This is a genomic window from Porphyromonas bobii (assembly GCF_943169685.1).
Lineage (GTDB): Bacteria > Bacteroidota > Bacteroidia > Bacteroidales > Porphyromonadaceae > Porphyromonas > Porphyromonas pasteri.
The window spans coordinates 23,116-48,647 of the sequence record NZ_CALPBU010000001.1; the positions used below are offsets into that span (position 1 = coordinate 23,116).

General features: G+C 55.1%; 19 protein-coding genes. 13 read left to right on the top strand and 6 right to left on the bottom strand.

The genetic code is table 11. From position 1 onward, the window contains the following. The first annotated feature begins 2 nt into the window (after positions 1-2). The 4 genes from asnS to KO088_RS00105 all read left to right on the top strand — a co-directional run bounded on the left by asnS (position 3) and on the right by KO088_RS00105 (position 6,936). On the top strand, positions 3-1,400 hold the full coding sequence (gene asnS, locus KO088_RS00090; RefSeq protein ID WP_215492763.1) for an asparagine--tRNA ligase: 1,398 nt from the start codon (positions 3-5) through the stop codon (positions 1,398-1,400). 171 nt (positions 1,401-1,571) lie between these two features. Then, positions 1,572-2,093 (top strand): NAD(P)H-dependent oxidoreductase, encoded by a 522-nt coding sequence (locus KO088_RS00095; RefSeq protein ID WP_215492764.1) that lies wholly within the window; start codon positions 1,572-1,574, stop codon positions 2,091-2,093. 502 nt (positions 2,094-2,595) lie between these two features. Next, positions 2,596-5,328 (top strand): dipeptidyl peptidase 3, encoded by a 2,733-nt coding sequence (locus tag KO088_RS00100; RefSeq protein ID WP_215492765.1) that lies wholly within the window; start codon positions 2,596-2,598, stop codon positions 5,326-5,328. Positions 5,329-5,334: 6 nt separating this feature from the next. Beyond that, the gene (locus tag KO088_RS00105) at positions 5,335-6,936 is read left to right on the top strand and encodes a sialidase family protein (protein WP_215492766.1); all 1,602 of its coding nucleotides are present in this window, start codon (positions 5,335-5,337) and stop codon (positions 6,934-6,936) included. A gap of 356 nt (positions 6,937-7,292) precedes the next feature. Here the strand turns inward: KO088_RS00105 and KO088_RS00110 are convergent, their stop codons facing one another. The 6 genes from KO088_RS00110 to leuS all read right to left on the bottom strand — a co-directional run bounded on the left by KO088_RS00110 (position 7,293) and on the right by leuS (position 15,057). Continuing rightward, entirely contained in the window at positions 7,293-8,183 is an 891-nt protein-coding gene (locus KO088_RS00110; RefSeq protein ID WP_215492767.1) for a carbon-nitrogen hydrolase, read from the bottom strand. 5 nt (positions 8,184-8,188) lie between these two features. Beyond that, the gene (locus tag KO088_RS00115; RefSeq protein WP_215492768.1) at positions 8,189-9,253 is read right to left on the bottom strand and encodes an agmatine deiminase family protein; all 1,065 of its coding nucleotides are present in this window, start codon (positions 9,251-9,253) and stop codon (positions 8,189-8,191) included. An 11-nt stretch (positions 9,254-9,264) separates the two neighbouring features. Further along, positions 9,265-9,876, bottom strand: coding sequence for a nicotinate-nicotinamide nucleotide adenylyltransferase (locus KO088_RS00120; protein ID WP_215492769.1), 612 nt, complete (start codon positions 9,874-9,876; stop codon positions 9,265-9,267). Positions 9,877-9,881: 5 nt separating this feature from the next. Next, positions 9,882-11,069 carry a nicotinate phosphoribosyltransferase gene (pncB, locus tag KO088_RS00125; RefSeq protein WP_215492770.1) on the bottom strand — a complete coding sequence of 396 codons (1,188 nt, stop codon included), beginning with the start codon at positions 11,067-11,069 and terminating at the stop codon, positions 9,882-9,884. A 160-nt stretch (positions 11,070-11,229) separates the two neighbouring features. Further along, a complete protein-coding gene (locus tag KO088_RS00130) occupies positions 11,230-12,228 on the bottom strand; it encodes a YitT family protein (protein ID WP_188807527.1) in 999 nt (332 codons plus the stop codon). Between the two features lie 45 nt (positions 12,229-12,273). Then, on the bottom strand, positions 12,274-15,057 hold the full coding sequence (gene leuS / locus KO088_RS00135) for a leucine--tRNA ligase (RefSeq protein WP_215492772.1): 2,784 nt from the start codon (positions 15,055-15,057) through the stop codon (positions 12,274-12,276). 899 nt (positions 15,058-15,956) lie between these two features. Here leuS and KO088_RS00140 point away from each other — a divergent pair. The 9 genes from KO088_RS00140 (at position 15,957) to KO088_RS00180 (ending at position 25,523) form a co-directional block, all read left to right on the top strand. Beyond that, on the top strand, positions 15,957-16,676 hold the full coding sequence (locus KO088_RS00140; RefSeq protein WP_188807752.1) for a 4-hydroxy-tetrahydrodipicolinate reductase: 720 nt from the start codon (positions 15,957-15,959) through the stop codon (positions 16,674-16,676). A 53-nt stretch (positions 16,677-16,729) separates the two neighbouring features. Then, positions 16,730-18,190, top strand: coding sequence for a S26 family signal peptidase (locus KO088_RS00145; RefSeq protein ID WP_215492773.1), 1,461 nt, complete (start codon positions 16,730-16,732; stop codon positions 18,188-18,190). Then, positions 18,180-18,848 (top strand): signal peptidase I, encoded by a 669-nt coding sequence (gene lepB, locus KO088_RS00150; protein WP_215492774.1) that lies wholly within the window; start codon positions 18,180-18,182, stop codon positions 18,846-18,848. Before KO088_RS00145 ends, lepB begins: the two co-directional genes overlap by 11 nt. Beyond that, positions 18,845-19,507 carry a WbqC family protein gene (locus KO088_RS00155; protein WP_215492775.1) on the top strand — a complete coding sequence of 221 codons (663 nt, stop codon included), beginning with the start codon at positions 18,845-18,847 and terminating at the stop codon, positions 19,505-19,507. The genes lepB and KO088_RS00155 overlap by 4 nt, the downstream gene beginning before the upstream one ends. A 45-nt stretch (positions 19,508-19,552) precedes the next feature. Next, complete coding sequence (locus tag KO088_RS00160; protein ID WP_215492776.1) at positions 19,553-21,652, top strand: S9 family peptidase; 2,100 nt, start codon at positions 19,553-19,555, stop codon at positions 21,650-21,652. Positions 21,653-22,684: 1,032 nt separating this feature from the next. Further along, entirely contained in the window at positions 22,685-23,098 is a 414-nt protein-coding gene (gene mce / locus KO088_RS00165) for a methylmalonyl-CoA epimerase (protein ID WP_009433153.1), read from the top strand. Positions 23,099-23,223: 125 nt separating this feature from the next. Continuing rightward, positions 23,224-24,777 carry an acyl-CoA carboxylase subunit beta gene (locus tag KO088_RS00170; RefSeq protein WP_215492777.1) on the top strand — a complete coding sequence of 518 codons (1,554 nt, stop codon included), beginning with the start codon at positions 23,224-23,226 and terminating at the stop codon, positions 24,775-24,777. A gap of 43 nt (positions 24,778-24,820) precedes the next feature. Next, positions 24,821-25,318 carry an OadG family protein gene (locus KO088_RS00175; RefSeq protein ID WP_251419677.1) on the top strand — a complete coding sequence of 166 codons (498 nt, stop codon included), beginning with the start codon at positions 24,821-24,823 and terminating at the stop codon, positions 25,316-25,318. A gap of 22 nt (positions 25,319-25,340) precedes the next feature. After that, a complete protein-coding gene (locus KO088_RS00180) occupies positions 25,341-25,523 on the top strand; it encodes a hypothetical protein (RefSeq protein ID WP_009433217.1) in 183 nt (60 codons plus the stop codon). Positions 25,524-25,532: the final 9 nt, after the last annotated feature.

The window sequence follows — 25,532 nt, forward strand, 5'->3', positions numbered from 1 at the left end:
CTATGAAACGTACCAGAATCATCGAGCTTCTTCAGGGCTCACTCGTTGGACAGCAAGTGAACGTCAAGGGCTGGGTCCGTACCCGCCGTGGCAATAAGGCTATTAGCTTCATCGCACTGAATGACGGCTCGACGATCCATAATATCCAGATCGTCGTTGATCTCACGCGCTTCGACGCTGATCTCCTCGCTAAGATCACTACGGGGGCAAGCCTCAGCGTGGTCGGCGAACTCGTCGCCTCTCAAGGTCAGGGGCAGAGCGTAGAAATACAAGCAAACGAACTCGAAGTCCTCGGGACGGCAGATCCTGCTACCTATCCCCTGCAGAAGAAGGGACACTCGCTGGAATTCCTCCGTGAGATCGCCCACCTGCGTCCTCGCACGAATACCTTTGGGGCGATCTATCGTATGCGTCACCACATGTCGATCGCTATCCATACGTTCTTCCATGAGCGTGGCTTCTTCTATGTGCACACACCGCTGATCACGGCGAGTGATGCCGAAGGTGCTGGGCAGATGTTCCAGGTCACGACACTCGACTTGGACAACCTCCCACGTACTGAAGACGGTCAGATCGACTATAAGGAAGACTTCTTCGCTCGTCATACGTCACTCACCGTATCGGGTCAGCTCGAGGGTGAGATGGCCGCGCTGGCACTCGGTGGTATCTACACCTTCGGGCCAACATTCCGTGCGGAGAACTCCAATACGCCTCGTCACCTCGCAGAGTTCTGGATGATCGAGCCCGAAGTAGCTTTCCTCGAGATTCAGGAGAATATGGATCTGGCAGAGGAGTTCATTAAGTACTGCGTGCAGTGGGCTCTTGATCACTGTATGGATGACCTGACGTTCCTCGCTGAGCACTTCGACAAGGAGCTCATCGATCGTCTGCGCTTCGTACTGGATAAGCCCTTCAAGCGTATGACCTATACCGAGGGTATCGAGATCCTCGAGGCAGCGGTCAAGGCTGGTCGTAAGTTTGAGTTCCCCATCTATTGGGGTGCTGACCTGGCGAGCGAACATGAGCGCTATCTCGTAGAAGAACACTTCCAGCGCCCCGTCATCGTCACCGACTATCCTAAGGAAATCAAGAGCTTCTACATGAAGCTCAACGACGACGGCAAGACCGTCCGCGGTATGGACGTCCTCTTCCCCAAGATCGGGGAGATCATCGGTGGCTCTGAGCGTGAAGCTGATTACGATAAGCTCGTACAGCGTGCACAGGAGGTAGGTGTCCCCGAGAAGGACCTCTGGTGGTACCTTGACTCGCGTCGCTATGGTACGGCTCCTCACTCGGGCTTCGGTCTGGGCTTCGAGCGCCTGCTGCTCTTCGTTACGGGTATGGCTAACATCCGCGACGTCATTCCCTTCCCCCGTACGCCACGCAACGCAGAGTTCTAAGTCGCGACGGAGTACCTGCTCCTTCGCACCATATACCGAATCAAGTCGGGCCGATTCCCTTGGGAGCCGGCCCGACTGCTATTTGGTCGGGCGCTGTGCTATGAACTAAAGTCCGCCCCCACATATTATCTCTATGCGCTGCCGTCGTAGCGCATCCAAATATTTACCCCAATGAAAGTCCTCGTTATCTATTCGCACTCTTATCACGACACCAGCCACGCTGGGAAGGTTATCCTTGACGTCTTCAAGGCACAGCCTGACTTCGAGGTTCGTAATCTCGAAGAGATCTACCCCAACTGCGCTCCGATCGACATCGCCCTTGAGCAGCAGCGCCTGGCTGAGGCGGACGTCATCATCTTCCACCATCCCATCTTCTGGTTCAATATGCCGGCAGGCCTTAAGCACTATATGGATGAAGTCTTCCAGTACGGGTTCGCCTACGGTAGCACGGGCGACAAGCTCCGTGGGAAGAAGTTCATTCACTCCTATACGACCGGCTCTGGCGCAGCGACCTTCGCTGGGGAGCTGGGCGAAGTCCTGCCTGCAGCGCTCAAGGCTTCGGCTGGCTTCTGCGGTATGGACTATCAGGGTGCCTTCCCACTTTATGGGCAGCTGGCTCTGACGAATCCGAACGTGCCTGCCGAGGCGAAGGCGCACGCTGAGCGTGTCGTGGAATTCGTTCGCTCGCTCTAAGGTCTCAGCCTTCCTTCCCTTCGAGGAAAGCCTCCAGCCGCTCCCTCACTGACGAAGCCCGTCAGTGGGGGAGCGGCGCTTTGTGTAAGGCCACTTGCGGAGTGAGTAAAGTCTGGGCGCTTTGCGAGGAATATACCTCGCTGTCGTAAGGAATATACCTCGCTGTCGTAAGGAATATGCCTCGCCGTCGTGAGGAATATACCTCGCTGTCGTGAGGAATATACCTCGCCGTCGTGAGGAATATACCTCGCTGTCGTGAGGAATATACCTCACTGTCGAAAGGTATATACCATTTGCTCGAAAGGTATATACCATTTGCTCGAAGGGTATATACTATTTGCTCGAAGGGTATATACCTTTCGTCTAAAAGCTCCTTATGAGGGGAGGGGAGTGAAGCCTTTTTTCCCTGTCTACACGGGGAAATTCGGGGAATGGCCTCTTATTCGGTATCTTTGCTTAGGCAAGCCCCAGACGTGGGGACACCTTTATCCGCTTAGAATTGATGCAAACAGATACTTATACGAGTGCCCATGGGGCCTCTGTCACTCGCTTTGCCGACGTGGAGATCCTCCGCTATGAGATCCCAGGCTTCGAAGCCTTGCCACTGGAGCGCAAGCTTTTTGTTTACCATTTAAGTGAAGCTGCCCTTGCTGGCCGCGATATTACCTTCGACCAAAATGGGCGCTATGGCCTGCGCTTGCGTGCGCTCTTCGAAGGCATCTACCTCGGCTACGAAGGCGATCGTACGAGTGTGGACTTCCGTGGCGTGGAGGAATATCTCTTCCGCCTGTGGTTCTCCTCAGGCATCCATCACCACTACGGCTCGGAGAAGTTCGAGCCGCATTTCTCTGAAGCCTATCTCCGCAGCTGCATCGAAGAGCTTCAGCGAAGCAAAGGACAGCTCCTCCGCTTCCGCGGAAGAGAGCTTGACGAGCTCCTTGCGGTGGTCTTCGACCCCGAGCGTGAGCCACGCCGCACGGTGCAGAGTGGCGAAGGCGACCTCGTGCAAGCTTCTTCGGCGAACTTCTATGCTCCCGATGTCACGCAAGCCGAAGCCGAAGCCTTCTACCGTGCAGCTTATGACTACCTCACCGAAGAGGAGCGCCAAGAGCCTCCTTCTCTGGGGCTGAACAGCCGCTTAGCAAAGACTGAAGACGGTCAGCTCTACGAAGAAGTCTACAAGCAGGACGGACTCTATGGCGAGGCCTTGAGCCAGATCATCGCCCACCTCAAGGCCGCTGCGGCTTATGCTGAGAGCGAAGCCCAGCGCAAGACCATTCTTTCGCTCATCGAATACTACAAGAAGGGCGATCTGGAAGAGTACAACTGCTATTCCATCCACTGGGTCGGCGATACGGAGCCTGTCGTGGACTTTATCAATGGCTTCACCGAAGTCTATACTGACCCCCTCGGGATGAAGGGGATGTGGGAGTCGCTCGTGCATATCCGTGATGAGAAGGCGAGCGAACGTACGGCGAAGATCTGCAGTGAGGCAGCGTGGTTCGAAGCGCATGCTCCCATCGATGCCCGCTTCAAGAAGGAGAATCCTCGCGGTGTATCCGCTACGGTCGTCTCGGTAGCTATGCTCGCTGGCGACTCTTATCCCGCTACGCCCATCGGTATCAACCTGCCGAACGCTGACTGGATACGTGCGACCTACGGCTCGAAGTCCGTCACCATCGACAATATCCACGAAGCCTATCGCTTGGCAGCTCGTCACAGCGGGATGGATGCAGCCTTCGTCCCCGATCCTGCTACCCGCGCCCTGCTTGAGAAGTACGAAGGGGTGACGGAGCACCTACATACCGACCTGCACGAATGCTTGGGTCACGGCTCCGGTAAGCTCCTTGACGGCGTCTCGCCTGATGCTCTCGGCGCTTACCATTCGACGCTGGAGGAGGCACGTGCCGACCTCTTTGCCCTATACTATATGGCAGATGAGCGTCTCGTAGAGTTGGGGCTCCTTCCTGATACGGAGGCGTACAAGGCTTGCTACTATCGCTACCTGCTCAATGGGCTTATCACGCAGCTTGTACGTATTCGCCCAGGGCACGTCCTCGAGGAAGCCCACATGCGCAATCGTGCTCTCATCGCTCGCTACGTACTGGAGCGTGCTGCTGCTTCGGGCGCTGCTGAACTTCACGGCCTTGAGCTCGTCATCCACGACTATGCAGCTCTTCGCCCCATCGTCGCCGAACTACTGGCCGAGGTACAGCGTATCAAGAGCGAGGGAGATCAGCCTGCGGGTCGCGCCTTAGTGGAGCGCTATGCTATCGACGTAGATCCCGAGCTTCACGCCGAGGTACTGCGTCGCTACGCTACGCTTAATATCGCCCCCTACAAGGGCTTTGTCAATCCTCGCCTTGAGCTGGTCTACGATGCCGAAGGTGGTATCACCGATGTCCGTGCGACCTATACCGAAGGCTACGCCGAGCAGATGCTTCGCTACAGCCGCGAGTATGCTACGCTCCCCGAAGACCCAACGACAGCTGAGCAGGTTCGTCACCCCGAGCCCTCCGATGCTACACTGGAGGCAGCTAAGGCCCTGCGTGGAAGTCTGCGCCATGCTATGGACGGGCAGGTCGCTTCGTCTATGCGCTCGAAGGGGCTTTATTACGGCATCAACTTTGGTCTTACGCTGGACTATATCCTTCGCCTGGCGGAGAAGCAGCCGAAGTCAGCCGATCTGGCTCGCTACATCCTCAGCCGAGATGTGCGTGAGCTGAAGATCATCGGGCAGCTTATCTATCCCGAGGAGGCCGTGACGTACGAAGTGGCTACGCAACTGGCTCTCTCGTCCTTCTCTAACCCAGAGCTGCGCGACTATCTGGCGAAGCACTTCTTTGACCGCATACCCGAGGCTCCTTATTGGGCGCTTGACTGGATCTTTACTGAGCATGCACAGCGCTGGGAAGATTTGCTTCCCGTGGCCTTTACGATCTTAGCACGCTGGCTCTCACAGGGCTTCCGCATCGAGCATGAAGCGCACCGCAAGCGCTTGCTCTCGGAAGTCCTAGAGATCCTCTCCGATAGCGAAGTACCCTTCCCCACGCCTCTTCAGCGCACGGCTCTGCTTATGCTCAAGCGCTGGGGACGCTCGGATGAGGCGCTACGTAGCGAAGTCCTTACCTCGCCGCTCCTCAAGGCTTGGGCCGAGGGAGAAGCTCCCGTGCAGCGCGAGTTCGCTGACGACCTGACGTTTGAGTTCGAAGAATTTATCACTAACCCATCATAACCCTTTATGAAGACCTTCCTCTTAGCCTCGGCTTGCCTGCTGCTTGCCTCGGGGGCTTCCCTTCCCGCAGTAGCGAGTAGCACTGTAGCCCTTGCGAGTGTCAGTCCGGATAGCTCAGCGCGCTATCAAGAGCATGGGACGAATGCCAGCCTCATTGGGCGAGGCTTTGACCAAGCGCTCTTCACCTTTACGCTCCCCGTGGCTGTCGGCTCTACGCTGGAGTCCGTGACGATTGATCTCAGTGGCACCTCACGAATTAAGGATGTCCGTCAGCTGAAGCTTTACCGCACGAAGAACAAGGATCGCTTTGACCACCGCACCCCTGGGCAGCTCGTAGCCTCTGCGCCCGTCAAGCGTGCTTCTCGCGTCAAGCTCGACCTCTCTCCACGTACGACGATCTCGAGCGATGATGCCTTCTGGGTCGTTTGTGATATAGCCCCTTCGGCACAGGAGGGTGGGGAAGTCGTCTCTCGCCTTAGCGCGCTGAAGACGTCAAGCTATGAGCTCTCTACGCTCCCCGATGCGAAGGAGCACCGCCATGGTATCGTCCTGCAGCGTAGCTTGGTCTGGGCACCTGGCGAAGGTGGCTCACTGCACTACCGTATCCCCGGTGTCGTCCGTCTCTCGGATGGTACCCTCGTGGCAAGCATTGATCGTCGCAAGAAGAATGTCAATGACCTGCCAGGTGATATCGACGTGGAGATCAAGCGCTCGATAGATGATGGTAAGACTTGGAGTGCGCCTATCACGGTGGCTCGTGGTACGTCGGAGCATGGCTACGGCGACGCTGCTATGGCTACCGACGGACGTACGATCTACATGGTGATGGTCGGTGGCGCTGGTCTTTGGCATTATCCTTCGCATGCCACGCATCCTATCCAGATGTACTTCACTAAGAGCACAGATGGTGGCCGCACATGGGAGCCTGTGACCAATATCACGAAGTCTATCTACCGTGATCGCTTCGAGTACGGTGGCTTCTTCGCTTCGGGCAACGGGATCATGACCTCCACGGGCCGCATCATCTTCGTCGCAGCTATCCGCACGGAGGAGGCTTGGGGCGGACGTGCTGATAACGTCCTGGCTTACTCTGATGACCAGGGGAAGACATGGCAGATCTCCGAGACCGCTCGCGTCAATGGCGACGAGTCGAAGATCGTCGAGCTCTCCGACGGCTCGCTGCTGGTCTCCTGCCGCAATCGTGCTGGTGGCCTGAATGCGCGTACCTACGTGCACTCCAGCGACGGTGGCAAGACGTGGTCTGAGCCCAAGCAGTGGTCTGAGCTGATGGGTAATGCTTGTAATGGTGGCTTCGCCCGCTACGCACCCGTCGGTAGCAAGAAGAATGAAAACCTCCTTCTGCACACCCTTCCCGCCAGCGCCACGCGTGACCACCTGAAGATCTTCCTCAGCGAAGACGAGGGTAAGACCTGGCCTTATTCGCGTGAGATCTGCCGTGGCGAGTCGGTCTATAGCGAACTGGTGATCTTCCCCGACGGGACGATTGGGATCATCAGCGAAGAGGACGACAACCCCGGATTCGACATCTACTTCACGCGTGTAAGCCTTGACTGGATCCGCAAGGGCAATGCTCCCCGCAAGAAGTAGCGCCTCCCAGGCATAGGCACTCACGAAAGCTCCTTTGCTCTCGCAAATGGGCTTAGAATTAAAGGGCTGACTTCGCACCTGCGAAGTCAGCCCTTCTCAAATATACACCCAAAAGAATGCCCATATATAGGGCGGAAAAACTTCCGTATATGCGCCACTAAACTTCCGTATATGCGAAAATAAATTTCTGCATATACGAAAAAATATTTCCGTATATACGGAAATTTCCCTCCGTATATATGCCGTGGAATGCCCGCATATATGGCGTGATATTTCCTCGGTATTTGCATAGTAAAGCGCCCCGTCTGCAGGTCTTTCTGCGGGCGGGGCGCCTTGGCTTTTAGGGAATAGGGCGACTACTTGCGGTAGCGCTTCGTAAGGTCTTCAAAGTAATCGATGCGTCGGTCGCGCAGGAAGGGCCACCAGCGGCGTACCGATTCGCTTCGCGTGAGGTTGACTTCGATGATCTGGATCGCTTCTTCTTGCCCCAGCTCGCAGAGCAATTCCCCCTGCGGGCCAGCGACGAAGCTACGACCCCAGAAACGGATACCCTTGGTCTGACCCGATGGGTCTTCTTCGTGGCCCACACGGTTCACCGTGATCACGGGGAGGCCATTGGCTACGGCGTGACCGCGCTGGACGAGCTGCCAGGCATCGCTCTGACGACTCTGCTCTTCGACGACGTCGCTACTTTCGTAGCCGATAGCCGTGGGGTAGATGAGCATCTCGGCTCCTGCGAGTGCCATGAGGCGGGCTGCTTCGGGATACCACTGGTCCCAGCAGACGAGTATGCCGAGTGTCCCGACAGAGGTCTCGATGGGCTCGAAGCCCAGATCCCCAGGGGTGAAGTAGAACTTCTCGTAGTAGGCGGGGTCATCGGGGATGTGCATCTTGCGATACTTCCCAGCGATGGAGCCGTCGTGCTCCAAGACCACGGAGGTATTGTGGTACAGGCCTGCGGCACGACGCTCAAAGAGCGAGAGGACTAAGACGATCCCCAGCTCGGCAGCCAGCGCGCCGAACTCCTCCGTGCTTGGCCCAGGGATGGGCTCGGCTTGGTCGAAGACGTTGACGTCCTCCGTCTGGCAGAAGTAAAGGCCGTTGTGAAGCTCTTGCAGTACGACCAGCTCTGCGCCTTGGGCTGCTGCCGAGCGAATTGCTTCCTTCAGACGGCGCTTGTTGTCGGAGTGGTCGGCGGTGTTGGCCTGCTGAATGAGGCCGACGCGAAGTATTCTCTTTTCGGACATAGGTCTTATCTCCACTTATTCTTGTTGATGAAGCCACGGGGGAACTGCATCGTGGCGCAGTGTAGGCTACCATGCTGGTAGATGAGGGCGCGGCTGGGCACGGCGACGATCTCGCGATTAGGTACAGCAGCCTTCAGGCGCTCGAGTGCTACGGCATCGGTCTCGACGTCGTAGGTGGGCACGAGGAGCGCACCATTGACGAAGAGGAAGTTGGCATACGTGGCGGGCATGCGCTCGCCTTCCTCATCATGCAGTGCAGGAGGCAGGGGCAGAGGGATAAGCTTGTAAGGAGTACCATCCTTCGTGCGCAGTGCTTCGAGTTCCTTTTTCATGCGCTCCAGCTCGTGATAGTGGCTATCCTTAGGATCTTCGCAGCTGACGTAGGCGATGGTCGTTGGGGTGAGGAAGCGAGCGAGCGTGTCGATATGCCCGTCGGTATCGTCGCCCTCGATCTGGCCGTTGGTGAGCGTAAGGAGACGCTCACCCCCAAGGATCTCAATGAGGTACTGACGGAGCGCTTCGTCATTGACGCCCGCATTGCGGTTGGGCTCGACGATTACGCTCTCAGTCGAGAGTAGCGTCCCAGCGCCATCGCTTTCGATACCGCCGCCTTCGAAGACAAGGCTAAGGGCATTGGTATATGCCGTCTCAGGGACAAAGGCACGCGAGAGATAGAGGGCACGCGTAATCAAGTTGTCCTTGTCGGCTGCGAACTTCATTCCCCAGCCGTTGAAGGTGAAGTCCACGATCATGGGGCGCTCGTTGCCCTCTTCGTCCGTGAGTAAGAGTGAGAGGGGAGCATAGTCGCGGCACCAGGTATCATTGCAGTCCATCTCCATGATGAAGAGCTCGTGCTTGTGCTCGCGGTCAGAGAGGAGGCCGCGCACGTGCTCGGGATCCTTGGCGAGGATGAGGAGGTCTTCGTAGGCGAGGATGCTTTCAGCCATCTGCTTGTAGCAAGCTTCTATTTGGGGCAAGCGCGAAGCCCAGTCCATGGTCTCATTGGGCCAAGAGATCAGGACGAGATCTTGCTCCACCCACTCGGGGAGGAAAGTTAGGCGTGGGGTCATAGGGATACTTATTAGGATTGTAGGGATAGAAGCTGTGCTCGGAGCTCTTCCCAGAGCTCGGGGACAGCTGTCTCAGCGCTGCGGTCTTCTCCACTGAGTGCGGCTTCACGTAGCTCGGTCGCAGCCAAGTCCATTTGTGGAGCTTCGGGGTGGAGATGTAGCATCGCTTCGGGGAGGGCTGCAGGGTCAATGTCCTCCAGCGGATAGCCTGGGCGAGGATAGACATGCAGGGGGATAATCCTCAAGAGTCGCTGGTAGTCATACCAGCGGTCTATGAGGCGGAGATTGTCACTCCCGATAAGGAGCGAGAAGTCATATTCGGGATAGAGGAGGCATAGCGCTCTTATGCTCCGCACTGTATAGTGGGGTAGCGGCAGTAGCTCCTCCAGCGTGATCAGTCGTAGGCGTGGCTCACCTTGGATGGCACGGCGTATATAGTCTGCTCGCCAAGCGAAGGGGAGCTGTGTTGCACGGTCCTTGAGGGGATTGAGCGGGCTCAGCACAAGCCATACTTCATCGCACGGCAGGCTGTCCAGTGCAAACTGTGCCAGATGTAGGTGGGCACGATGCAGTGGATTGAAAGAGCCAAAGTAAAGGCAGACGCGTCTCCGTGAGCTAATCACAGGTACTATATCTGTACGGGGAGCCCAAGGGTACGCTGAGCGAGCTCGATCTCCTCGGGCTCACCAGTGTGCTTACCATCGACGTCGCTGAGCTTGACGCAGGGATTCCAGCGCTCCTTCTCTGTCATCTTACACTTCCAGAGCTTCATGACGATGTTCATAGGGCGCACACCATTGCCGACGTCATTGGAGAAGTTCGTGCCGATACCGAAGCTGGCACCGATACGACCCTTACAATAGTTGGCGATCTCGATAGCGCGCTCAGGATCGAGACCATCGGAGAAGATGATGTACTTGATGGTGGGGTCTACGCGCAGCTCACGGTAGCGAGCGATGACTTTCTCCGTGAACTGGAGGGGATCCCCGCTGTCGTGGCGCAGGCTGGTGAAGAGCATGGCGTGCTTCTTACTGAAGTTGCGCATGAAGACATCCGTCGTGTAGGTATCTGTAAGTACCGTACCGAGGTCTCCGTCGTAGACATTGATCCAGTCTTCCATAGCCATGTAGTTAGCCATCTTGTAGCCGAACATAGCGCCGTGGAACTGAATCCACTCGTGGGGATGTGTCCCCGATACACGCAGGCCATGCTTGTAAGCATAGTAGACGTTGCTCGTGCCGAAAAGGTAGCCAGCAGCGTGCTCCTTGAGAAGCTCCGTCACGCGGTCTTCGATAGCAGCACTGAAGCGACGACGCATACCGAACATTGAGAACGTGATGCCGTGCTCAGCGAGCTTACGAGCCTTGCTGATGATCGTGCGCTCGGTGTACTCCATGTCAGGCTGAGCACCGAGTATCTTATAGTAGAGCTCGCTCACGAGAGCAAGGATAGGCGTCTCCCAAAGCGTGACGCGATAGAGCAGGCCTTCGGCGATGATAGACAGGTGCCCCTCAGTATCCTGCTCCACCTTTACTTCCTCGGGGTCGAAGCGGAAGCCTCGTACAAAGTCAATGTACGTCGGGGGGAGGTAGGGGAGTTCGCGATATAGGAAGCTCGCCTCGTCCTTAGTCAGGGCGAGCTTAGACATCTCTTGGATCTCTTTCTTTAGCTCTTCGGCAAAGCCCTGAGGGTAGGTCGTCTTCCCCCGGTCAATGAAGCGGAACTGCCCATAGGCTCGAGGATAGAGCTTGGAGTAGGCGTAGCTCGTGGTGAACTTATAGAGGTCTGTATCTAATACGCTTTGGATGATAGCCATGATGTGGTAGTATTATTTGTGACTATGTTGTGCTCGCAAAGATAAGGATATATAGTGTCACTACCTTATCAGATATAGGCAGATACATAAAAGCCCCACCCCTACGGCTCTGTGCCTTGATGGGGTGGGGCTTATATTATAAGGTATAGGGAGATCGGGCTTACTTGATCTTCTTGAGGCTTTCGAAGCCTTCGCCATAGACGCCCTTTACAGCTCCATTGGAGACGAAGGCCTTGGGGTCAATCTCTTCGATGATGCGCGAGATAGCTACAGACTGCTGCTTGCGCACTACGACGAGGAGGACCTTCTGTGGCTGGCCCGTGTAGCCCCCTGTAGCTTCGAGCAGGGTACAGCCACGACGCAGACGAGAGGTGATCGCATCATTGATCTCTTGATACTTCGAGCTGAAGATCATGAACTGCACCGACTGGCGGTTGCCACTCGTGTACCAGTCCATCGTCATCGCCAGGAGTACGACTTCGATGAAGGACATGACGAGCTTGTCAAAGGCCACCAGCGGGTCGATCTTGATGTCTGCCAGATAGACGTTGGCAAAGTAAGAGAAGAGTACCACTGTACCGTCCACTGCGACGAAGATGCGCCCGAAGGACATATTGCGGTACTTGCTGATGAGTGCGACGATGACATCCGTCCCCCCAGAGCTACCATTCACAGAGAAGATGAGCCCCAGCCCGAGACCACACATCATGGACCCGAGGATGAGAGCAAGCAGAGGCTGATCCTTGAGGACCATCAGATGCCACAGCTCTTCGACACGTGGGTCGGGGATAGCGGTACGCGTAGCGATGGGCACGAGCACAGCAAGGAGACCAATCCCGATGAGGGTCTTGATGAAGAAGTTCTTATCCAGGAAGAGGAAGGCGATGACAAGGAGGCTGATGTTGATGATGTTGTACGGGATGTCGACCTTGATCCCTGTGATGATCGTGATGATGTTACAGATCCCCATGAGCCCCCCCGTGGTGACACGCTGCGGATAGATGAGGAAGCTGAAGCCTACGGTGTAGAGGAGTACACCCATCAGCACGATCAGGAGGTCTTTCCAGAAGTACTTGGAGACCGCTTGATGAGAGAGTTCATGGAAGAGATCCTTGAACTTCTGGCCGAGGAACGTCAGCAGATTGAGATTCTGTGCCATTGCTACTTGTTAGTGAGGTTGGTAGAGGTTAAGCTATTGTGATTACTATAATACGATGTTGATGATGCGGCCGGGGACGATGATGACCTTCTTAGGAGTCTTGCCCTCGAGCCACTTCTGTGCTTCGTCAGCTGAAAGTACGGCCTCGCGGATCTCATCCTGAGACGCTTCACGTGGCAACTCGATGGTGAAGCGTGTCTTCCCATTGAAGCTCACGGGGTACTTGAAGCTATCCTCGACGAGGAGCTTCTCATCGTACTCGGGCCACTGGGCAGCGACGATGGTCGTCTCTTCACCGATGGCATGCCAGAGCTCTTCGGCGATGTGAGGAGCGAAGGGGGCGAGGAGGATGAGGAGAGGCTGGAGTACTTCGCGAGAAGCGGTCTTCAGACCCTGCAGCTCGTTGATACAGATCATGAAGGCAGCTACGGAGGTGTTGAAGGAGAACTGCTCGACGTCCTGCGTCACCTTGCGGATCAGCTTGTGCAGGCTCTTGAGTTCTTCCTTGGTAGCGGGAGTGTCAGTGACACGTAGGCCGTCGGTAGAGTAGTACAGCCCCCACAGCTTGCGGAGGAAGCGGTGTACGCCGTCGATACCATTGGTGTCCCAGGGCTTACTCTGCTCAAGAGGACCAAGGAACATCTCATACAGACGGAGCGTGTCGGCACCATAGCGCTCGACGATCATATCGGGGTTGACGACATTGTACATCGACTTGCTCATCTTCTCGACGGCCCATCCGCAGATGTACTTGCCATCCTCGAGGATGAAGTCAGCCGTAGCGTACTCGGGGCGCCAAGCACGGAAGGCTTCGAGATCGAGCTGGTCGTTGTAGACGATATTCACATCCACGTGGATGGGGGTCGTGTCGTACTGATCCTTGAGGCCGAGGGAGACGAAGGTATTCGTGTCCTTGATGCGGTAGACGAAGTTGGAGCGCCCCTGGATCATCCCCTGATTGACCAGCTTACGGAAGGGCTCGTCTTCGACGACGAGGCCGAGGTCATAGACGAACTTATTCCAGAAGCGGCTATAGATGAGGTGACCGGTAGCATGCTCTGCACCTCCGACGTAGAGGTCTACATGGCGCCAGTAGGCATTCTTGTCACGACCGACAAGTGCCTTGTCATTGTGCGGATCCATGTAGCGGAGGTAATAGGCCGAGCTACCAGCGAAGCCCGGCATTGTGCTTAGCTCGTAGGGGAAGCCTTCGGCGGTGTGCCACCCCTTAGCACGACCAAGAGGGGGCTGACCATCGGAGGTAGGGAGGAACTTATCTACCTCGGGGAGGCAGAGGGGCAGTTCATCTTCGCTGATGGTATGGGCTATCCCCTCGGCATCATAATAGATGGGGAAGGGCTCACCCCAGTAGCGCTGACGGCTGAAGATCGCGTCGCGTAGACGATAGTTCGTCTTGATCTGTCCCAGCCCTTCGCTCGTGACGTGTGCCTTCATCTTGGCGATGGCATCCGTGACGGAGAGACCAGTGATGATACCTGAGTTGATGAGTACACCGCTCTTGCTATCCTTGGATTCCTCCCAAGTCGCAGGATCGGTAGCTTCTTCACCTTCGGGGACGACAACCTGAATGATAGGCAGGCCGAAGTGACGAGCAAAGGCAAAGTCACGGCTGTCGTGAGCGGGGACAGCCATTACGGCTCCCGTCCCATAGCCAGCTAAGACATAGTCACTGATCCAGATGGGGATCGCTTCGCCTGTCAGCGGATTAGTAGCATAGGAGCCAGAGAAGACCCCAGAGACACGACGGTCAGAGAGACGATCGCGCTCAGTGCGGCGGCGAGTGGCTGCCAGGTATTCGTCTACGGCAGCCTGCTGCTCGGCGGTAGTGACTATGGGTACATAGTCACTCTCGGGGGCTAAGACCATAAAGGTAACCCCATAGATCGTATCGACACGCGTAGTGAAGACGGTGAGCTCTGCTCCATCGCCACCCACGAGAGGGAAGCGAACCTCTGCACCTTCGCTCTTACCGATCCAGTTGCGCTGTGATTCCTTGAGGGATTCACTCCATTTGAGGTCGTTGAGGCTGTCGAGTAGGCGGCCAGCATAGGCCGAGACGCGCAGACACCACTGCTGCATCTTCTTCTGCTCTACGGGATGGCCTCCGCGTTCGCTCACTCCATCATGGACTTCGTCGTTGGCCAGTACGGTGCCGAGAGCAGCACACCAGTTGACCATCGTCTCACCGAGGTAGGCCAGACGATAGTTCATCAGGGTCTGCATCTGCTTCTTCTTATCCCAGCTACGCCATTCTTCGGCGGTGAAGGAGAGTGCTTCGCTTTCGGCTACATCGATCCCCTTAGTCCCTTCGGCCTCGAAGTGGGCGATGAGCTCGGAGATAGGTGCAGCCTTGCCTGTAGCATTATTATAATAGGAGTGGAAGAGCTGGATGAAGACCCACTGCGTCCACTTATAGTATTCGGGATCGGAGGTGCGTACCTCGCGCGACCAGTCAAAGCTGAAGCCAATCTGATCCAGCTGTTCGCGATAGCGACGGATGTTCTCCGTAGTCGTTACCTCAGGGTGCTGCCCTGTCTGGATAGCATACTGCTCAGCGGGAAGCCCGAAGGCATCGTAACCCATGGGATGGAGTACATTGAAGCCACGAAGTCGCTTGTAGCGGGCGAAGATATCCGAGGCGATATAGCCTAATGGGTGACCGACATGCAGGCCTGCTCCCGAGGGGTAGGGGAACATGTCCAGGACGTAATAAGGGGGGCGGCTGGGATCTTCCGTGACACGATATACGTCTTCTGCTCGCCAGTACGCTTGCCAGCGTGCTTCGATAGCTCTAAAGTTATATTCCATCTATAGGTAGTTGACTTGTCTTTAATGAACACGCAAAGGTACGTTATTTGCTTCAAAATGTTGCGACTGCACCCCCGTTTTTAATGCCCTCACTCTCTTTTCTTACCGAAGGTTTTCTCACACGAGTGAAGGATGTCTTGTGAATGGTCTATGCCTATGGTTGGGGGGCCTTCTATCATATCGTGATATGGGGGTGCAAAGCTCCATCGGATTGTTGGAATAGAAGAGGTGATGAAATGACTGTTTTATCACTGTACATCTGTGCTTTTCCTCGATGTTGAAGATGAGAGAGTTCGGAGGGGTACTACGTGCCTGTATTGGTCGCTGGGTGAACCTAAGAGACACACAAGCCCCTCGATTTATCGCGCGTATTCATCTTATACAGCGGAGGGAAAAGTGTCCTTCTTGCGAAGAAAAAAGCACCCTCTCGTAGTGCATTTCCTCTGTCTACGCACGTGGTCTTAAAGACCAGGTACATAAATTCAAATATCCACGTACGTAGATATTAGAGCCACGTACGTAGCCCAAACTTATCTGCTACTCGTCCACAATTTTTCTCCCTACACGGAGCAACAACCTAATATAGGTCACTTCACAAAGCTATATAGGAATCGATCCAAAGCTATATAGCTTTCTTCGCTATCCTATATAGGCTCACCCAGCGACCAATATAGGTTCATACGGATCCCCGCGTAATCGGTGAAATAAGCCTCCTACTAACTTGAGACAACCTGCCGCCATCAATGTGCTATTGACCATGAGGGACTTCTATGGTCTTGGAGGGAAAGTCCTAGCTAGTGAGCTAATTCCCCCTTTTCTGTAACTTTGCGTGAAGGATTGTGCCGTAGTGAAAGTCGCTACTGTACGCTTTTATTAAAGGAGACTAACGAATGCAAGCACTGAAGATCGTACTCATCGGCTACGGCAAGATGGGGCACGTCATAGAAGAAATAGCCCGTGCACGAGGGCATGAGATCGTGCTGACTATTGACCGCGACGAGGAGCACCTCTTCGATGATCCCCGCTTCGCTGCGGCTGATGTCGCTATTGAGTTCACTGCTCCCGCAATGGCTTATGACAATTGTCGCCGAGCTATCGACCGCGGGGTACCCGTAGTCTCTGGTACAACGGGGTGGGCGGATAAGTTGCCCGAGCTGCGTGAGCGCTGTGAGGCGGGTGAGGGGACGCTCTTTTGGTCCTCCAACTACAGCATCGGCGTCCAGCTCTTCCTACAGATCAATCGCCGTGTAGCTGAGCTCATGCAGGCTGCTCCTGGTTATCGCCTAAGCCTCGATGAGACGCACCATATCCATAAGCTTGATGCCCCCAGTGGCACGGCGATCACGCTGGCTGAGACTATCCTCGCTGGACGTCCCGAGCTCCATGGATGGGAGCTGACGGATAAGCCCGAGCCAGGTGTCCTGCCTATCATCGCACATCGTGAGGGCGAAGTCCCAGGGATACATACTGTGACCTATACCTCAGAGGTCGATCGTATCGTCCTGACTCATGAGGCATTTGGTCGTCAGGGCTTTGCTCTTGGGGCGGTATTGGCAGCTGAATACGCCTACACGCACCGCGGTTGGCTGACGATGGATGACCTCCTTCAGCTTCGCTAAGTAGTCACTACTCTCCCGATGCATATACACCATAATTATATATAGAGCACCGAATGAAATCGCATCCGATAGCAGGCCTTACTCCGGGACAGCGCACATGGCGCCATATCAAGGGCGGGATTCTGATTCTTCTTCTTATCGCCTTTGCTTGCTGGGCAAGCTGGTGGTGGCTGATTCTCCTGCCCCTCCTCATCGACTTCTACTTTACGCGATGGATCAACTGGCGTTATCTGCGTGAGCACCCCAACCCCACCGTGCGCCTCCTTGGCGGTCTGGTCGAGGATATCATCTTCGTGGTCTTCGCCGTGTCGATTATCTTCACCTACTTCTTCCAGAACTTTGCCATCCCCTCCTCCTCGCTGGAGAAGACGCTTCTCATCGGTGATTATCTCTTCGTCAATAAGCTGAGCTATGGCCCTCGTGTGCCGATGACCCCCGTGGCCTTCCCCTTAGCGCACAATACCATTCTCGGGCATAAGTCCTACCTCGATGAGCCTTCGCTCCCTTATCGCCGCCTCAAGGGCTTCGGGAAGGTCGAGCGTAATGACCTTGTCGTCTTTAACTTCCCCGCAGGGGATACGGTGGCACTCAATATGCCGAACCCTGACTACTACACGCTATGTGCTACTTATGGTCGCGATGCCGTGTGGAGTGATCGAGCTCAGTTCGGTGAGATTGTCTACCGCCCCGTAGATCGTCGTGATCACTATGTCAAGCGCTGTATCGGTCTCCCTGGAGAGCGCTTTGAGATCCGTAATAAGCAGGTCTATATCGATGGTAAGGCTATTGCCAACCCCGAGAAGATGCAGTACAACTACTTCCTCCAGACGGATGGTAGAGCTCTGCCTCAGGAGATCTTAGATGATCTCGAGATCAACGACCGTGATGTGCAGCTGATCTACGACCAGCGTACCTATCAGCCTTCCTCTGAGACGGGGACTATTGAGGGCTACCTGCGCTATGCGGGGCTTTCCTTCCAGCCCACCGATGCGGAGGGGCACTATGGCGCTATCTACTACCTCCCCCTGACGGAGGAGATGAAGACTCGTCTCAAGGCTGAACCTTATGTCCGCGCTATCGCTGTCGACATAGCCCAGCCTCAGAACTCGACGGGTGTATATCCTGTGGACTTCAAGACGCCTTGGACGAAGGACAACTATGGGCCGCTCCTCATTCCACGCCGTGGGCTGAAGATCGTCCTTAACGCTACGGCTGTGGCACTCTACCATCGCTGTATCCGCAACTACGAAGGGCACCGCCTCGAGGTGCAGCCTGACGGGACGGTACTCATTGACGGGAAGCCCAGTACGACCTACACCTTCCAGCAGGACTACTACTTCATGCTCGGAGACAATCGCGATATGTCGGCCGACAGCCGCTACTGGGGCTTCGTTCCCGAAGACCATATCGTAGGTAAGCCTGCCTTCCTCTGGCTCTCGATCAATAGCGAGCGCCCGCTGACGAATGGTGGTATCCGCTGGTCACGGATGATGCGTCTGATTCATGATAAGTAAGGATCAGATCGTCAGCTCATCCTTCGTACGCTACGGAGCACTACCGCTGGGGCTTATTGCCCTGGTGGTAGTGCTCCGTATATTCTTCTTCACACCCTTTCGTGTGATGACGACCGCCCAGGCGCCTGCCTTGCGCCTTGGAGCATGGGCATTGGCTCGTCGCACGCAGAGCCCCGATCGAGGCTCACTCATCCTCTTTCATACGGAGAGAGCGGGCACCTCTACCTCAGCTCAGAGTCTGATGGTGGCCCGTGTGGTCGCCCTGCCTGGAGATAGCCTTGAGGTGCGCTCTGGCCAGCTCTTTGTCAATGGTGTTGCAGTGTCTGACTACCGCCATCCGCGAGATGCTCGAGAGCAGTATGCACTACGCTTACCCCGTGAGGGCGGCGTCTACCCCTTGACCTCCACCAATCTTGTTGCCTATCGTGCCGCCCTCGTCGAGGAGCAGCGACTCTTTGCTCCTGCGCGTGGTGAGGTTGCTCTGCACAGACTGGCTCCTAAGGATTGGCTCACTGCACTCGCTTCCAACCCTTATCATACCTTCCGTCGGGATTACTACTGGGTACTCACCGACGATACGAGCGTAGCGCCTGACTCCCGCCATCTGGGTATCCTCCCTGCGGATGCTATCGAAGGCGTTATCCTCTTTGCCCTATGATGGAGAGCCTACCCACGCTACTCCTCGCTACGGCCTACGCGCCACCTGTCAGCTATTTCGTGAAGCTCTATGAGCATGTAGCTGGCACTATAGCACTCGAGGGGTGCGAGCACTACATCAAGCAGAGCTATCGTAATCGCTGCCGTATCCTTGGTCCGAATGGCGTGCAGTCCCTCACGATACCAGTCGAGCTTCCCGCTGGGACGAAGACTCCGATACGTGAGGTGCGTATCTCGGATCATGGGGAGTGGCGCCACCTGCATGCGCAGGCACTGCGCACGGCTTATGGGGCAAGTCCGTTCTTCGAGTTCTATGCAGATGAGCTGATGCCCTTCTATGAGCGACGCTATACTTATCTGTGGGACTTCAATGCAGAGCTGCTGCAGACGCTCCTCGCTCAGCTACAGCTTGACCTCGACTGGAGTATGACTACGGGCTTCCTTCCCCCTCAGTCGTCTGAGGCTACATCCGAGTGCTGCGACCTTCGCTATACGCTGAGTCCGAAGCTGGTAGCTCCAGTACCTGGAGTTCAGCTACGCCCATATTACCAGCTACATCTGGAGCACATGGGCTTTGTAGAAGATCTGAGTATCCTCGATCTTCTCTTTGAGATGGGGCCCGAAGCCTTACTTGTCCTGCGGGATAGCCTGCAAGCTTAGCTCTTTTATTTACCCAATTTCCTATCACTTATTGCTATCCAACAGATGGATTTGACTCAATCATCCCTGCCTACACTTACCCCCCCATGTGCTGAGGTCCAAGACGAATACTTAACCCATTTGGGGAGCGAACGTATTGATCCCTTCTACTATATGCGGGATAAAGACGATCCGCGTGTGCTTGAGTACCTCCGTGCAGAGAATGCCTATACCTCTGAGGTCATGGCCTCGATGCATGAGACAGAGGAGCAGATATTTAAGGAGATCGTAGGGCGAATTAAGGAGGATGATCAGAGTTATCCGACGCTGCGCCGTGGCTACTATTACTATGCCCGCACTGAGAAGGGGAAGCAATACCCTTCGTATTACCGCGTCTCTGAGGCTGACTTTGTAGAGCGCTATGGGCAGTGTCCTACGGCGATCGAGGGTGGGGAACTACTCTTCGATGTCAATGCCCTTGCCGAAGGACATGATGCATACATCTTTGCGGGCTATGCGGTGAGTCCCGATAATAAGCTTGCTGCCTACTTTGCCAATACGACGGGCTCGTATGCGGAGTTTGATCTCCATATACGTGACCTCGAGCGTGGCGAAGACCTTGCCTTCACGCTCTCGGGCGTTTCGTCACTGGCTTGGGCGGAGGACAGCGAGACGATCTACTATACCTTGATTGATGAGACCCTTCGCTCGACGAAGGCTTTTGCCCAGCGCCTTACGGATGCCGAGCCTACGCTCATCTACGAAGAGCAGGACGTCCGCTTCTCCTGCAGTGTGAGTGAGACGAAGACCCGTGAGTACATCTTCTTGACGGCAGGGAGTAGCACAACGACCGAGGAATACTACCTCACCTCGGACGGATCGGATCGTACGCCAAAGCTCTTCCTTCCCCGTGAGCAAGATGTGCGCTACTCTATACTTAGTCACCGTGAGAAGTTCTTCATCTACTATAAGGATAAGGCATCTCTCAATGGTATGGTCTACGTCACCGATAAGGATAAGGTGCAAGATCGTAGCGCTTGGAAGCTCTTCGTCCCTCACCGCACGGAGGTACGCCTCGATAGTATCGGTGTCTATGCTTCCCACGTCGCACTGGAGGAGCGTCAAGATGGTCTCACTCAGATTCGTATCCTCTCTATCGAAGGGGAGTCGTGCGGATCGATTCACTTCCCTGAGCCTGTCTATACCATCAGCCTCAAGGGGAATTCCACCTACGAGGCTACGACGATACGCTATAGCTACTCATCCCCAAATCGTCCCGCTTCACTCTACGAATATGATATGGAGCAGCGGGAGAGTCGTCTCCTCAAGCAGCAGGAGGTCGGTGGAGGCTTTAGCCCCGAGGACTATACCGTAGAGCGCCTTTGGGCTACAGCCCCCGATGGTGTCCGTGTGCCGATGACGCTGCTCTATCGGAAGGGACTGCGGCGTGATGGCTCGGCCCCCGCCTTGCTCTATGGCTATGGGAGCTATGGAGTGACGCTCGATGCACACTTCAGCGTCTCGGTCTTGAGCCTTGTTGACCGCGGTTTCATCTACGCACAGGCTCAAGTGCGTGGGGGAAGTGACCTCGGGGAACAGTGGTATGAAGACGGGAAGTTCCTCAAGAAGAAGAACACCTTCACCGACTTCATCGCTTGTGCAGAGACCCTCATCGCTGAAGGCTATACCTCTCCTGAGCGCTTGATGGCCGAAGGGGGGAGTGCCGGCGGTCTGCTGATAGGTGCTGTGGCGAATAGTCGTCCCGACCTCTTCCATACGATGATCGCAGCTGTACCTTTCGTTGATGTCGCGACGACGATGCTTGATGAGTCCCTCCCGCTCACTACAGGAGAGTACGAAGAGTGGGGGAATCCCAATGACCCTGAGTACTTCGACTATATGCTCAGCTATTCGCCCTATGACAACATCTCGGCACAGAGCTATCCGCATCTCTTGGTAACAGGCGGGCTCAATGACTCGCAGGTACTCTTCCATGAGCCCACGAAGTATGTAGCGAAGCTCCGCCGTCACAAGATGGATGACCACCTCCTTCTATTGAAGATGAATATGGATTCGGGGCATGGTGGAGCCACGGGGCGCTATGATGGTATCCGAGATACCGCCTTTGAGTACGCCTTCCTCTTATTGACGCTCGGTATGAAGTAATCCTTCATCTTTGGATAGAGCTATACCGTAATATATATAGGGTGGGGGACGTATACGATAGTTATCCTCATCTCCCTCCCAATGTTACCAGCAGTGGATCGTAATGCGCCTCCCTAATCGGATGCTCTTACGACTCACTGCTGGGTGCTTTTAGCCCCCCAGCCAAGAGGCCTATGTAGCAGATTTTCACGAAGGGATACTGCTGCATAGAGTCCTGCCCTCTATTTATTCTGCTAAGGCATCGCACGCCCAGCTCACCGATATGCCTCTCCGAAGTGATACGCAAGCCCTTCGCCTTACCGCGAGTATTCCTCTTATCCAGCGGAGGGAAAATTGTCCTTCTCGTGAAGAAAAAAGTACCCTCCCGTAGTCGTTTTTCTCTGTCTACGCACGTAGTCTTAAAGACCAGGCACGCAAATCCCAATATCCACGTACGGAGATATTAGGACCACATACGTAGTCCAAACTTTTCTGCCACTCGTCCACAACTTTTATCCCTACGCGGAGCAACAACCTAATAATAGGTCACTTCACAAAGCTATATAGCATTCTTCGCCATCCTATATAGCTCTACCCCACGCATCCATATACCTATTGAGACCATTGCGCAAGCCCACCTCTTCATTACTCGTACCTTCTTCCCTCGGAAATCGGAGGCTTTAGGCTGAGAAGTTCGAAGGAGGAAAGTGTAAGATGTGAAGAGATGGCCTTGTGCAATGGTCTTGAAGGGGAATATCGACCAGTACTACTTCGTTTGATGGGGGGACTAATCAGTTGATTGATAGTGCGTCGCAAGAGTAGCTTGGTGCTCGGTGGTTTGATGGGATTTGGGTGGGTTGATATGGGGCTAGAGGAGGGGCTTGTAGGGGATGATCCGCCTTATTTAATGGGCCTAATCTGTGAATATTTAAGAGGTTGCCGTAGAGTTAGGGAATGAAGGCGATTATTGTTACATTTGCAGTACAGAAGTTACGGGGTAGAGGACCGTCCTCCTGCCCTAATCATATCAACTCAAAGCAAGATAGAAAAGCTATGAACCTCTCACACATCGAGCATCTTGGCATCGCCGTAAAGAGTATCGAAGCATCTCTGCCTTATTATGAAGGCATCCTCGGTCTGAAGTGCTACAACATCGAAGAAGTAGCAGACCAGAAGGTTAAGACGGCCTTCTTCAAGGTCGGTCAGACGAAGATCGAACTGCTCGAAGCTACCTCTCCCGAAAGCACCATCGCAAAGTTCATCGAGAAGCGTGGGGAAGGTATCCACCACATCGCTTTCGCTGTGCCTAACGCTGACGAAGCGCTGCAGGAGCTCGCTGATAAGGGCGTCCAGCTGATCGACAAGCAGTCTCGTAAGGGGGCTGAAGGTCTGAACATCGGCTTCCTCCACCCCAAGAGCACAATTGGTGTCCTCACCGAGCTGTGTGACCACAGAGACGTCAAGTAATTGACCGAAGAATGGGATAATAGAAGAGTCCAGAGCGGAAGTCCGCTTACGTGATCTCCTCTATTATCCCATTCTAATAATCTCTCTATCCTAAATAACGACAGTATCTACTAACAGCAATCAATATGAGTGTCCAATTAGAGAAAATCAAGGAGCTTATTGAGCTCCGCGCTAAGGCCCACATCGGTGGCGGTCAGAAGCGTATCGACAGCCAGCACCAGAAGGGTAAGTTCACCGCTCGCGAGCGTATCGCCCTCCTCCTCGACGAAGGTAGCTTCGACGAAATCGACACCTTCGTCCTGCACCGCTCGACGAACTTCGGTATCGACAAGACGAAGTTCCTCGGTGACGGTGTCGTCACCGGGGCCGGTACGATCGACGGTCGTCTGGTCTATGTCTTTGCACAGGACTTCACCGTCTTCGGTGGTGCACTCTCCGAAATGCTGGCTTCGAAGATCTGTAAGGTCATGGAGCTCGCTATGAAGATGGGTGCTCCTGTCATCGGCCTTAACGACTCGGGTGGTGCCCGTATTCAGGAAGGTATCAATGCTCTCAGCGGCTATGGTGACATCTTCCAGAACAACATCCTGGCTTCGGGTGTGATCCCCCAGATCTCTGCTATCTTCGGTCCTTGCGCCGGTGGTGCCGTTTACTCACCTGCTCTTACTGACTTCAACATCATGAGCAAGGGTACGAGCTACATGTTCCTCACGGGCCCCAAGGTCGTCAAGACCGTCACGGGTGAAGACGTTACCCAGGAGCAGCTCGGTGGTGCCAGCGTACACGCCTCCAAGAGTGGTGTCGCTCACTTCGCTGTAGACAATGAAGAGGAAGGTATCCGCCTGATCCGTCACCTGCTCTCCTTCATCCCCCAGAACAATATGGAGGATGCTCCTTGCGTAGAGCCTACGGACGTAGTAGACCGTGTCGACGATGTCCTCAACACGATCATCCCTGACCAGCCTAACAAGGGCTACAACATGTACGATGTCATCGGTACGATCGTCGACAATGGTGAGTTCCTCGAAGTACACCGTGACTGGGCTAAGAACATCATCATCGGCTTCGCTCGCTTCAATGGTCAGAGCGTCGGTATCGTCGCTAACCAGCCTATGGTCATGGCGGGTGCCCTTGACAGCAATGCTTCTCGTAAGGCTGCTCGCTTCGTCCGCTTCTGTGACGCCTTCAACATCCCTCTCGTCACCCTCGTAGACGTCCCAGGCTTCCTCCCAGGTACAGGGCAGGAATACAACGGGGTTATCGTCCATGGTGCTAAGCTCCTCTACGCCTTCGGTGAAGCTACGGTGCCCAAGATCACCATCACGCTGCGTAAGGCTTATGGTGGTGCCTACATCGTGATGAGCTCTAAGCACCTGCGCTCCGACATCAACCTCGCATGGCCTTCAGCTGAAATCGCTGTTATGGGCCCCACGGGTGCTGTCGAAGTAATCTTCGCTAAGGAGGTAGCTGCTGCAGAAGATCCTGCACAGGCTGCTGCTGAGAAGGAAGAAGAATACCGCAAGGCCTTCGCCAACCCATACAACGCCGCTTCTTACGGCTATATGGATGACGTCATCGAGCCTCGCAACACACGCTTCCGTATCATCCGCGCTCTTGAGCAGCTCCGCACCAAGAAGCAGATCAATCCTGCGAAGAAGCACGACAACCTGCCTCTCTAAGCAGGCTTGTCTTGGCCATTCATAGTCCATCAAGCTACACGCTATGAATCTCGCTCGCAAACTATACCAGCTAACCCTCGGGCTGTCGCTTGCGGCAGTACCGATGGTGGCATGGGCTCAAGACCATCCTCAGCTCTCCGAGAAAGTCCAAAGACTCGCCGAGCGCGACCCTGCTGGAGGTATCATGACCTTCACGGCTGTGCTCGTCGTCTTCCTCGCGCTGCTGATGCTGGTGCTTATCTTCCGATGGATCGGGATATTCTTCCAGAGGAGAAATGCTCCGAAGGTAGAGAAACCCGCTACTCAGAAGGCGCCCGCAGCGAGCTCTACAGGTAAGCCCTCCGCTGAAGCTCTGGTAGCCATCTCACTGGCTCTCCAGAGTGCCGCGGGGAAGCCTGATGAAGTCGCCGCCGTTATCGCGATGGCTCTTCGCTCTGAGCTCGAGACGCAGCACGATCACGAAAGCTACGTCCTGACGATACGCCACCGTCCCACGATGTGGAACGCGCATGTCCGACAGACTCCGGCCCTCAAACGATAAACAAGCTATCCTCACAAGAAATATGTCGCAGGAACCCAATCTCAAGGAAGTCTTCGTCGCCATCTCCTATGCGCTGCACGAAGAGCTGGGTAAGCACCTCCACGACCAAGAGTCTCTGGTGCTCACCTACAAGCGTACGGCTCCATCTCCCTGGGCCTCCAAGGCTCTGACGATGCGCCAGCTTCCTATCCTCACGCAACTATAATAAGCAATC